General features: G+C 66.7%; 10 protein-coding genes. All 10 read right to left on the bottom strand.

Annotated elements, in window-relative coordinates:
- Positions 1 to 7: 7 nt before the first annotated feature.
- Positions 8 to 538: an Lrp/AsnC family transcriptional regulator gene (locus tag NDI65_RS09645; protein ID WP_089780124.1), complete on the bottom strand. Its 531-nt coding sequence runs from the start codon at positions 536 to 538 to the stop codon at positions 8 to 10.
- 204 nt (positions 539 to 742) lie between these two features.
- Positions 743 to 1,858, bottom strand: coding sequence for a DUF917 domain-containing protein (locus NDI65_RS09640; RefSeq protein WP_310893613.1), 1,116 nt, complete (start codon positions 1,856 to 1,858; stop codon positions 743 to 745).
- Positions 1,855 to 2,943, bottom strand: coding sequence for a DUF917 domain-containing protein (locus tag NDI65_RS09635; RefSeq protein ID WP_089780128.1), 1,089 nt, complete (start codon positions 2,941 to 2,943; stop codon positions 1,855 to 1,857). Before NDI65_RS09635 ends, NDI65_RS09640 begins: the two co-directional genes overlap by 4 nt.
- Entirely contained in the window at positions 2,943 to 4,487 is a 1,545-nt protein-coding gene (locus tag NDI65_RS09630) for a hydantoinase/oxoprolinase family protein (protein WP_089780130.1), read from the bottom strand. The genes NDI65_RS09635 and NDI65_RS09630 overlap by 1 nt, the downstream gene beginning before the upstream one ends.
- The gene (locus tag NDI65_RS09625; RefSeq protein ID WP_089780132.1) at positions 4,480 to 5,571 is read right to left on the bottom strand and encodes a DUF917 domain-containing protein; all 1,092 of its coding nucleotides are present in this window, start codon (positions 5,569 to 5,571) and stop codon (positions 4,480 to 4,482) included. Before NDI65_RS09625 ends, NDI65_RS09630 begins: the two co-directional genes overlap by 8 nt.
- Entirely contained in the window at positions 5,568 to 6,632 is a 1,065-nt protein-coding gene (locus tag NDI65_RS09620; protein ID WP_089780134.1) for an ABC transporter ATP-binding protein, read from the bottom strand. The genes NDI65_RS09625 and NDI65_RS09620 overlap by 4 nt, the downstream gene beginning before the upstream one ends.
- Before the next feature lies 1 nt (position 6,633).
- Positions 6,634 to 7,746: an ABC transporter ATP-binding protein gene (locus NDI65_RS09615; protein ID WP_310893612.1), complete on the bottom strand. Its 1,113-nt coding sequence runs from the start codon at positions 7,744 to 7,746 to the stop codon at positions 6,634 to 6,636.
- Positions 7,743 to 8,642, bottom strand: a complete 900-nt coding sequence (locus tag NDI65_RS09610) for an ABC transporter permease (protein ID WP_089780138.1) — start codon at positions 8,640 to 8,642, stop codon at positions 7,743 to 7,745. The genes NDI65_RS09615 and NDI65_RS09610 overlap by 4 nt, the downstream gene beginning before the upstream one ends.
- Positions 8,639 to 9,670, bottom strand: a complete 1,032-nt coding sequence (locus tag NDI65_RS09605) for an ABC transporter permease (RefSeq protein WP_089780140.1) — start codon at positions 9,668 to 9,670, stop codon at positions 8,639 to 8,641. Before NDI65_RS09605 ends, NDI65_RS09610 begins: the two co-directional genes overlap by 4 nt.
- Complete coding sequence (locus NDI65_RS09600; RefSeq protein ID WP_089780522.1) at positions 9,667 to 11,388, bottom strand: ABC transporter substrate-binding protein; 1,722 nt, start codon at positions 11,386 to 11,388, stop codon at positions 9,667 to 9,669. The genes NDI65_RS09605 and NDI65_RS09600 overlap by 4 nt, the downstream gene beginning before the upstream one ends.
- Between the last annotated feature and the right edge of the window lie 199 nt (positions 11,389 to 11,587).

The following is an 11,587-nucleotide window of genomic DNA, read 5'->3' as shown; positions in this document are numbered from 1 at the left end:
GACCGATTCAGGGGCGGTCCAGCTCTTTGTCCCACGCCTTCCACGTCTTCAGAAGCGGGATGATGGTGTAGTCGTCGACGATGTCCTCGCCGTCGAAGAGGTCCCAGACGTACTCTTTCAGCGCGTTCAGGTCGGTGTGCCACGCGCTGAAGACGAGGTCGTACTCGCCGAGACAGGAACTCGCGTTGTAGACGAGTCCCTCGTCGATGAGCATCGCGATGAACTCGGTTCGCACCTCGGACGAGACGTGCTGGTCGAACGAGACGAGTATCTGCGCGTCGGCGAGGTCGGCCTCCTGGAGGACGATGACCGCGAGGATTTCGAGCACGTCGCTCTCCTGAAGGTTCTCGCGGCGGCGACGGACCGCGGTCCGGGAGAGTCCGACGCGCTCGGCGAGTTCGGTGTCGGAGATGCGGCCGTTCTCGTTGAGCGCGCGGAATATCTCGTAGTCGTGCTCGTCGAGGTAGTTTTCGAGGACCGCCTCCGGCGTGTTCGGGTCGGACGGGGCGTCGGCGGACGTGAGGTCGGGGTTTTCCATGGTCGGATATATTTTCGGGGTTCGATTTGAAACTGCTGGTGGCGTAAACGTATCAAAACGACACAAGAGCTGTGCCGAATCGGCTAGTTCGCGGCTTGTGGTGTGTGGGTGACGAGTTGTTCGATTGTGGGACGCCGCGGGGACCGCGGCACCGGGGGCGGTTCAGCGGTTACGTCGGCCGGTACGGTTGCGGCGACCGCGTCGTCACCACCCCGTCTCGTCCCGCGGAAGCGGGTCGTACGGAACCTCGTACCCGAACGCTTCGGGGCCGATGACGTCGAGCGCCTCGGGCGTCGTGAGCAGTTCGGGCGCGGGCACGCCGAGGACGCGGACGCGCTGGCCGTACCGCAGGGCGTCGGTCGTGACCGGCGCGCCGGTGTCGGTGTCGACCAGACAGATGAGGTCCGGGACCGTCGTGCGGAGGTCGCCGTCGTCGTCGCGGGCGACGAGGAACTCGTTTTGGAACTCGATTTCGAGGGTCGCGTCCTCGTCTATCCCGGCGAGCGTGACGCTCCCGAGCGCGAAGCCGTCGCGGTTGCGTCGGTGGACGTCCACGATTTTCCCGGCGAACAGCTCCTCGCCGCCGAGGAGTTCGCGGCCGGCGTCGACGGGGTCGGTGCCGGAGTCGCGGGCGCGTTCGACCGCCCGGCCCAGTTCGGTGGCGAGCGAGACGGTGTGGGGAACCGCGTACTCCGAGACGAACTCCCCGGTCATGAGCGGGAAGGCGTAGCCCGAGCGGCCGCCCATCTGGACGGTGATTGCCCGCGCGAGGTCTTCGAGGCGCTTGGCCGAGTCGATGTCCCGGTAGACGACCTGATTGCCGCGCTCGTCGGTCGTCGCCGCGTAGTTCACGGGCGTCCCGTAGATGAAGAACGTGTCCATCTGGAGTTCGGGGAACGCCCGACCCATGCCGTCGGCGTCGACCACGGGGAGGTCGGTCATCGCCGCCACGCACAGCGGGGCCATGCTGTTCGCCCCGCCGATTTCGCCGGGGATGAGCGCGTCGACCGTCTCGCCGGAGAGGTCTTCGATGGCGCGAAGCGACTGCACCTCCTCGTCGCCGCCGGCGAACTTCTCGACGCTGATGGTGGGCGCGCCCATGCCGCCGACGCTCGCCACGGTGGCGTCCGCGGGGAGGTCCCGCGGGTCGACCAGTTCGACCGAGTCGGGGTAGGCGTCGTCTTCGAGGAGCGTCTGGAGTCGCAGCCGGCCGAGGCGGGGGTTGCCGCCGCCGCCGGTGCCGAGGATGCCCGCGCCGATGCCGAGCGCTTCGAGGTCGTCGAGCGTTATCTCCGTCAGGTGTGGGATGTCGAAACTCATGGGTGGTCCGCGAGTGGTTCGTAGGTCGCGTCGAGGCCGAACGACTGCGGCCCCCACACGTCGAGCGCGGCGGGCGTCCGCATTATCTCGGGCGTCCGAATGCCGAGCACGCGGACTCGCGCCCCGTATCGGAGGCTCTCTGTCGGAATCGGGCCGCCCGTCTCGCGGTCGAGGACGGTGATGAGGTCGGGGACGGTCGCCACGTAGCTCCCGTCGACGGTCGCGCCGAGGTTCTCGTTTTGGAACTCGATGCGCATCGCCGACCCCTCGTCGGAGTCGAGGCCGTCGATATCGACGTGCCCGAAGACGAACCCGCGTTCGGTGCGGCGCTGGACGTCGACGATTTTCCCCTCGAACAGCGACCGCGCCTCGCCGTAAATCGACTCGCGGGTCACCTCGCGGACGGCGCTCATCGCGTCGTCCTCGGCGAGTCGGAGCGCGCGGCCGAGGTCGCGGGCGAGCGACATCGTGCCCGGAATGGCCGTCTCTTTGACCTGCGCGCCGGTCATGGGGTAGTCGGAGACGTAGCCGACGCCGCCCATTCTGACCGTGACGCCGCGTGCCAGCCACTCCAACTGGTCGTTGTCTTCCGTCTCGATGAGACAGGTGTTCCCCCGCTCGTCGCTGACGGCCGCGGGCGTCCCGCTGACGCCGTAGATGTTGAACGTCTCGTGTTGGAGTTCTGGGAACGCCCGGCCCATGCCGTCGGCGTCGACCACGGGAAGCCCGCGGCGGGCCGCGACGGCGAAGGGGAACGTCGAGTTGATGCCGCCGCACTCTATCGGCATCGTCGCGTCGGCGGTCTTTCCGAGTTCGCGCTCGACGCGCTCCAGCGAGGTGACGGCCTCCCGCCCGCTCGGGAGTTTCTCGACCGAGACGGTCGGCGCGCCCATCTGGGCGGTCGGCACGACGAAGTCCTCGGCGTCCAGTTCGTCCGGGGAGACGAGTTCGACGGGGCCGAACTCCTCGATTGCCTGCTTCGCGACGAGTTTGCCGACGTGGGGGTCGCCCCCGCCGCCGGTCCCGAGGACGGTCGCGCCGAGCGCGATATCCTCTATCTCCTCGACGCCGATTTCGACCGTCATCAGTAGTCGAGCGCCCCGGCGGCTTTCACCTTGATTCGCACCGCGTTGCCGGGCAGGTACGAAAGCGGGACCTCCTCGACGTCCACGATGTCCACGCTGTCGGGGTCAGCGCCGGCGGCGAGCGCGTTGTCGGTGGCCTCGTCTTTCGCGTGCTGGATGGCCTCCTCGCGGTCCATCTCGTCGAGGCTGTAGATGCGGTCGACCTCGCCGGAGACCTGCGCGATGGCGACGCCGACGGCGTTCGCGACCTCGTAGTGGTCGGGCTTGTGGACCTCGCTCGCGCCCGCGATGTCGTCGGGGACGAGGATGCTCCCGCCGCCGACGATGACCACGGGGACCGGCTCGGCGCTCGTCTTCATGCGGTCGACCTCGCGCTCGACGCGCTCTCTGACGTACTCGCGGGCGGCCTCGACGATTTCATCGTCGACGGCCGGCGTCTCGGAGCCGATGTCGATGGTTCCCGCGGCGACTTCGAGGTCGGTCGCGGTCAGCGTCTCGCCGCCGAAACACCTCGCCTCCTCGGTCAGTTTGTAGCCGACGCTCTGGGGGCCGACGGTGACGCCGTCGTCGGTCGAGACGATGGAGCCGCCGCCGATGCCGATGGCGATGATGTCTGGCATGCGGAAGTTGGTCTTCACCTCGCCGATTTCGACGGCGACGCTGCTCTCGCGGGGGAAGCCCTCGGTGACCGCGCCCACGTCGGTCGTCGTGCCGCCCACGTCGACGATGATGCCGTTTTCGACCTGCGAGAGGTACGCCGCTCCCCGGACCGAGTTCGAGGGGCCGCTGGCGACCGTGAAGATGGGGTAGCGGATGGCGTAGTCGACGCTCATCAGCGTCCCGTCGTTCTGGCCGAAGTAGAGGTTCGCGTCGATGCCGCGTTCGTCCATCGCCTCGACGAAGGCGTTCGCGGCCTCCGAGGCGACGCCGGTGAGCGCGGCGTTGAGCGCCGTCGCGTTCTCGCGTTCGAGCAGGCCGACGCTCCCGATTTCGTTCGAGACGGAGATGGGCACGTCGTCGCCGACCTCCTCGCGGATGAGTTCGGCGACCCGCGTCTCGTGGTCGTCGCGGACGGGCGAGAAGACGCTCGTCACGGCGAAGGCGTCCACGTCGGCGAACTCGCGAATCTGCGCTCTGACCTGCTCCTCGTCGAGGTCGTTGAGGAGGCGGCCGTCGAACTCGTGGCCGCCGTCGAGGATGGCGACGTTGTCGCCGATTGCCGCGGCGAGGTCGTCGGGCCATTCGAGAAGCGGGCGGATGCTCTGGGTCGCGGGCGCGCCGATGCGGATGACGCCGACCTCGTTGAGGCCGCGCCGCTCCGTGATGGCGTTCGTCGCGTGGGTCGTGCCGAGCATCACGTAGTCGAGTTCGTCTTCTGAGACGCCGCTGTCGTCGAGGACCACGTCGAGGGCGCTGAGGATGCCCGAGGTGATGTCTTCGGTCGTGGGGGTCTTCGTCTTCGCGAGGAGGTTGTCGTCGCCGTCCATGACGACGGCGTCCGTGTTGGTGCCGCCGACGTCGATTCCGATTCGGTAGTCAGTCATGTCTGGGTTGCTGGAGAGTTTCGATTGGTTCGTAGTCGATGCTGTAGTCGAAGTACCTCGGCCCGACGAGGTCGAGTCCCTCCTCGGTCCGCCACTTCGGCGAACACGGCATGCCGATGACCCGCACCCGGTGGCCGTAGGCGAGTCGCTCGGTGGTGACGGGGTCGCCCGTCTCGGCGTCCACGACCGTAATCAGGTCGGGGGTGCTCGCCACGACGCCGCGCTCGGAGTCGCGGGCGACGAGGTTCTCGTTCTGGAAGTCGAGGGTGAACGTCCGGCCCTCGCAGTCGTCGATGCCGTCGAGGGTCGCCTCGCCGACCGCGAAGCCGCCTTCGGTCCGGCGCTCCACGTCGGTTATCTTCCCCGCGAACAGCTCGTAGCCGTCGGTGAGGTCGAGGACCGACTCGACGGGGTCCCGCGAGCGGTGCTTGGCGGTGCGAATCGCCTCGCCGATGTCGTGGGCGAGGGACATCGAGTCGAGAATCGCGTGCTCGCGGACCTCTGCGCCGGAGAGCGCGTAGGTTCCTATCATGCACGCGCCGCCCATCTCGATGCTCGTCACGCGGGCGAACGCCTCGGCGTACTCGTTGCTGACGGTGTTCACGAGAAGCGAGTTGCCCTTCTCGTCGGCGATGCTCATCGGGGTGGCGCTGACGCCGCCCATCGTGAGCGTCACCATCTGCACCTCGGGGAACGCCCGGCCCATGCCGTCGGCGTCCACGAGGGGGAGTCCGAGCGCGGCGGCGACGGCGATGGGGACGGTGCTGTTCAGCCCGCCCGCCTCGATGCTCATCGTCGCGTAGGCCTCCTGTCCGAGGTGCGTTTCGAGCGCCTCGAACGCGGCGAGCGCCTCGGTACCCTTCGGCATCTTCTCGACCATCACGGTCGGCGCGCCGAGCATCGCGCTCGGGATGACGAGCGCGTCGTCGGGCACGTCTCGCGGGTCGATGAGGTCGACGGGACCGTGCTCTTCGATAGCCTGCTGTGCCATCAGCTTCCCGATGTAGGGGTCGCCCCCGCCGCCCGTCCCGAGGACGGTCGCGCCGGTGGCGAAGTCGTCGATGTTGTCTGTGGTTATCTTCATGGCTCGTTGGTGTTCGATGCGACCCCCTCGTCGGCGACCGCCGCGACCGCCACGTCGGGCACGTCGTCGAACGCGTCGGCGTACGCCTCGTCGTAGATGTGACACCGGACGCTGGGGCCGGCGTCGACCGCGACGAACTCCGGTTCGTCGGTCGAACACGCGTCGGTCGCGTAGGGACACCGCGTGTGGAACCGACAGCCCGCGGGCACGTCCCGCGGACTCGGGATTTCGCCCCGGAGGGGTTCGTGCCGCGGCTTGTACGCTTCTTCCTCGTCGGTCGTGACGGGAATCGCGGAGAGGAGCGCCCGCGAGTAGGGGTGTCGCGGCCGCTTGAACACCTCCTCCGTGGGGCCGCGTTCCTGAATCTCGCCGAGGTACATCACGGCCGTCTCGTCGGCGAAGTTGCGGACCAGAGAGAGGTCGTGGGTGATAAACAGGTAGGTGAGTCCGAACTCCGCCTGTAAGTCTTCGAGGAGCGCGATAATCTTCGCCTGCACGCTCACGTCGAGGGCGCTCGTCGGCTCGTCGAGCAAGAGCAGTTCCGGCTCGACCGCGAGCGCGCGGGCGATGTTCACCCGCTGTTTCTGCCCGCCGGAGAGTTCGTGGGGGTATTTGTTCCAGTACTCGTCGTTCAGTTCGACGCGTTCGAGCAGGTCGACCACGCGCTCCCGGAGGTCCGATTTCGGCACGCCACGCGCTTTTAGCGGGACTGCGAGCGACTTGCCGATGGTCCGCCGGGGATTCAGACTCGACGTGGGGTCCTGAAACACCATCTGGACGCGCGACCGGAGGCGAGCCAGTTGCTCGTCGGTCGCGTTCGTGATGTCCTCGCCGTCGAATCTAACCGTCCCGCCGGTCGCGCCGGTCAGGCCGATAACCGTCCGCGCGACGGTGCTTTTCCCACTGCCGGACTCGCCGATGAGCGCGAGGGTCTCGCCGCGCTCGATGTCGAACGAGACGCCGTCGACCGCTTTCACGTGGTCGGACGTGCGCTTGATGATGCCGCTTTTGACGGGGAAGTACTTCTTCAGGTCGTCGACTTCGAGCAGGGGTTCCGACATCTCAGTCGCCCCCCGCTTGTTTGCCCGGTCGCCGGGTCATGTGGCTCCGGGTCTCCTCGACGGTCGGCCGCTCGGACGCCGGCACGGCCTCGTCGTAGAGGACGCACTCGACGCCGGTCTGCGGGCCGCGCTCGTACATCTCCGGGCGGGCCTCCTCGCACTCGGCGGTGGCGTAGGGACACCGCGGCGCGAACCGACAGCCCGGCGGCGGGTCGAGGTACTCGGGAATCGAGCCGTCGATGCCCGTGGCCATCTCGTCGCCCGTCAGGCGCGGAATCGACGCGATGAGGCCCTGCGTGTAGGGGTGCTTCGGGTTCTCGAACAGCTCTTCGGTCGGTGCGGTCTCGACGATGCGGCCGCCGTACATGACGTACACGCGGTCGCTCACCTGTCGGGCGACGCCGAGGTTGTGGGTGATCATCAGGACGCTCAGGTCGTGGTTCTCGATGAGGTCCTTCAGCAGGTCGAGAATCTGGTCGTGAATCGTCACGTCCAGCGCGGTGCCGATTTCGTCGGCGATGAGCAGGTCCGGCTCGTTCAGCAGGGCCTGCGCGATGAGCGCGCGCTGGCGCATCCCGCCGGACAGCTGCGACGGGTACGAGTCCATGATGTTCTCGGGGTCCGGCATCTGGACCTCGCGGAGCATCTCCAAGACGCGCTCGCGCGCCTCCTCGCGTTCGCCGCTGAAGCGGCGGCGGAAGAACTCCACGACGCCCGTGTCGCTGTCGCCGCCGAACTGCGCGGTGTCGGTGAGCTGTTCGCCGATGGTGAACGTCGGGTTCAGACTCGACATCGGGTCTTGGAACACGAGGCTCATCCGCTGGCCCTTGACGCGCTCGAACTCGCGGTCCGAAAGCGACAGCAGTTCCGTCCCGTCGAACGTGATTTCGCCGCTGACGCGGGCCGGCGGCTGATTGAGCAAGCGGAGGATGGACTTCATCGTCACCGACTTGCCACAGCCGGTTTCGCCGGCGATGGTGACGACCTCGCCTTTGCCGATAGAGAGGTTGACGCCGTCGATGACCTCCGCGAGGCCGTCGAACGACTCGAAACCGACTTCGAGGTCTTCGACGGTCAAAAGCGGGTTCTCGGCGACCGGCTCGTCGAGTCTCATCGGTTCACCTCCACGTCGAAGAGGTCACGCAGGCCGTCGCCGAGCATGTTGAACCCCATCACGAGGACGAAGATGGCGAGCCCGGAGAAGACACTCACCCACCACGAGTCGGGCAGGTAGGAGGTCCCTTGGCTGACCATCGTCCCGAGGCCGGGCTGGGGCGGCTGGACGCCGACGCCGATGAACGACAGCCCCGCGCCGATGAGGATGACGAAGCCCGCGTCGAGGGTCACCTTGACCAGAATCGGCGACAGCGTGTTCGGGAGAATCTCCCGGAAGAGGATGTGCGGCGTGCTCGCGCCGGCGAGCTTGGCGGCCTGCACGTACTCCTCGCTGCGCTCGCTGGCGACGATGCTCTGGACGAGGCGGGCGTGCCACGTCCACCACAGCGCCGCGATGGCTATCATCGCGTTCGTCAGCGTCGGCTCCAGGGCCGACGTGATGGCCAGCGCCATCACGAGCGGCGGTAAGGCGAGCGCCGTGTCGGTCGCCCGCATGATGATCGTCTCGGTCCAGCCGCCGTAGTAGCCGGCGACGAGGCCGAGGAGCACGCCCACGGGGACGCCGAAGCCGAGGACGACGGCCACGAGCATGAGCGACAGCCGGTAGCCGAAGAGGATGCGCGAGAGCACGTCGCGGCCGACGTGGTCGGTCCCCAGCGGGTGGTCGACGCTCGGCGGCTGGAGCGTGTTCGAGAAGTCGGTGAACTTCCCGGCGTGTTCGGGGTACGGCGCGACGACGGGCGCGAAGACGGCGAGCAGGACGATGGCGACGATGATGCCGAGACCGACGACGCTCATCGGCCTGCTGGTAAAGCGTTTCCACGACCGTTGCCAGAGTTCGCGGCGCTCGGCCGAGACGACCCGGTCGAGGACGCTCGCCGACTCGGTGCTCATGTCGCCTCCTCCATCGCCAGTCTGATTCGGGGGTCGACGCGACCCAACAGCACGTCGACGAGGAAGTTGATGCTCACGAACGCGACGCCGATGGTCATCGTGACGCCGACGACGGCGTTGAAGTCGTTGTTCAGCACCGCGGTGACGCCGTAGGACGCGAGGCCGGGCCACGAGTAGACGAGTTCGATGAGGAACGCGTTGCCCAGAAGCGAGGCGTACAACAGCCCCAGAATCGTGAGCGTCGGGATGAACGCGTTCTTGAGGGTGTACTTGTACGTGACGAGCCACGACGGAAGCCCGAAGCCGCGCTCGGCCTCGACGTAGTCCTGGTCTTTCACGTCAATCATGCTCGACCGGGTGATGCGCATCACCTGTCCGATGCCGGCGAGCGAGAGCGCGAGCGCCGGGAGGATGATGTGCGCCCACGCGTCGACGTGGGCCGCGAGGTTCCCCGACAGCAGTGTGTCCACGAGCAGGAAGCCCGTGAACCGCGAGACGCCGGACCCGAACTCCGAGCCGAGCCGGCCCGTGATGGGGAGCCATTCGAGCAGGTAGCCGAATATCAGCTGAAACATGATTGCGATGAAGAAGCCGGGCACGCTCACGCTGAAGAACGCGACGAGTCGCGTGGCGTTGTCGGCGAGTCCGTCTTTGTTCTGCGCGGCGATGACGCCGAGCGGGATGCCGATGACGACGGTGAGGAACATCGACACGGTGATGAGTTCGAGCGTCGCCGGCAGGTAGTAGACGATGTCGGTGCTGACCGCGCGCTTCGTTTCGAGGCTCGTGCCGAGGTCGCCGACGAGTAACCCCTGCATGTAGTCGAGGTACTGCAGGGGAATCGGCTTGTTCAGGCCCATCTCGGCCGCGAGCGCCCGCACCTGTTCTTCCGACGCGAGCGCGCCGAGGGCCATTCGCGCGGGGTTCCCGGGGAGCACTCGTGACGTGGTGAAGATGATTATCGACAGGCCGATGAGGCTCACGAGGATGCCCGCGAGCCGGCGCACGAGATACTGCCAGTACTTCATTCTTGGTAGAAGTCGGGGAACCAGTAGTCGAAACTCATCGACGGGCGGAAGGTGTAGCCCGCCACGTCGTCGGCGAAGGCGTGTTTCTTCGACTGGACGAAGATGAACAGGTCGGGGTACTGGTTCGCGATGCGTTCTTGGACCTCGGCGTACAGTTCGGCGCGGGCGTCGGCATCGACCGTCGAGCGCGCCTCGTCGATGAGGGAGTCGACGTTCTCGTCTTCGAGGTGTTCCATGCTCATCCACGTCGAGGCGGCCTCGGAGTGGTACTGGTTGTAGAACACCGTGTCGGGCGAGGGGTACACCGGTCCGTAGAACACCTGATTGATGTGCGGCGTGTCCTCGACGCTCGTGGCGAGTTCGGTCATCGTCCCCCACGTCTGGGGGTTCAACTCGACGTCGATGCCGATTTCGTCCATGTTCTGCTGGAACAGAAGCCCCATCTTCTCTTCGAGGCCGTAGTCCTTCACGTAGGTGTTCTGGACGGTGATGTCGCCCTCCTCGTAGCCGGCGTCGGCGAGAATCTGCCGCGCCCGCTCGGGGTCGTAGGTCGGCTGGACGATGTCGTCGTTGTGGACGCCGAACGACGACGGGAGCGGGCCCTGTGCGGGGAGCGACCCGGGCGCGATCTCGTTGCGCGCCGTCTCGTAGTCGAAGCCGTAGGCCATCGCCTCGCGGACGGCGGGGTCGTCGGTCGGGGCCTTCTGGGTGTTGATTTTGAAGTAGAACGTCGTCACCGTCGGGACCGACTCGACGCGGATGTCGTCTTCGGCCGCGAGCGCCTCGTAGGTCTCCTCGCTTTGGTACTGGCTCGACATGTCGAGTTCGCCCGTCTTCATCAGCGAGCGGACGGTCGGGTCGTTCGTGATGATTTGGACGGTGACGTTGTCGTACGCGCCGTCTTTGAACGACCCCCAGTAGTCGGCGTAGCGGCTGAACGAAATCTGCGCCTGCCGCTCGAAGCCCGCGAGTTCGTACGGGCCGGAGCCGGCGTCGTTGTCGTTGAGGAACGACTGGGCGTAGTCGCCGCGGTCGCCGAAGTCGCCGTCTCCGACGTTGTCGAGGACCAACTGCTTGTCGACGACGAACAGCAACACGAGCGTCGCGAGGAACGGCGAGTGGACGCGGTCGAGCGTGAACGACACGGTCCGCTCGTCTTCCACGGTCACGTTCTCCTTCGAGAGCACGTTCCCGAGCAGCGACGAGTAGCCCTGGTTGATATCGAGGAAGCGCTCGGCCGAGAACTGCACGTCCTCCGCCGTGACGGGGTTGCCGCTGTGGAACGTCGCTCCCTCGCGGAGCGTGAACGTGTAGGTCCGGTTGTCGTCCGAGACGGTCCAGTCCTCGGCGAGGTGGCCCTGTAGGTTCCCCTCCGTGTCGGGGAACACGAGCGGGTCGTAGAGGTTGACCAACGCGAGCACCTGCGTGTAGTCGGTCCCCTTCGCGGGGTCGACAGTCCCGAAGCGCTGGGTCGCGCTCATGCGGAGCGTCGAACCGCCGTCGTCGCCGCCGGACGACGACTCCGTCTCTGTCTCCTCGTCGTCGCCGCCCGAGGCCGTGGTCTGTTCTTGGCCGTCGTAGCTCTCGCCGCCGCCGGAACAGCCGGCGAGGCCGGCGATACCGGCCGTTCCGAGCGCCTTGAGGAAGTTCCGCCGACTCGCCGCGTCTCCGAACCGAGCGCGGACCGACTCCGACGCCGACCCCACCTGCGACCGCATCTGTGTGATGTCTTTTCTCGACATACGTTACTCATTCTCACAGAGGTGTATTGGAACATAAAGGTACCGTATAGTAACCTAAAACAATATTCTCGGGTCAAAACGGAATACTCTACGAACGATATGGAACAATCGAGCGATGTGTCGTCTGCCGTCCGGCTGAGACGGAGGTCCGTAATCGACCGACGGCACCACCCTT

This window comes from Haloferax sp. S2CR25 (assembly GCF_031624535.1).
Taxonomy (GTDB): domain Archaea; phylum Halobacteriota; class Halobacteria; order Halobacteriales; family Haloferacaceae; genus Haloferax; species Haloferax massiliensis.
Note: the sequence above shows the minus strand (reverse complement) of the source record. Positions and strands in the feature narration are given on the sequence as shown.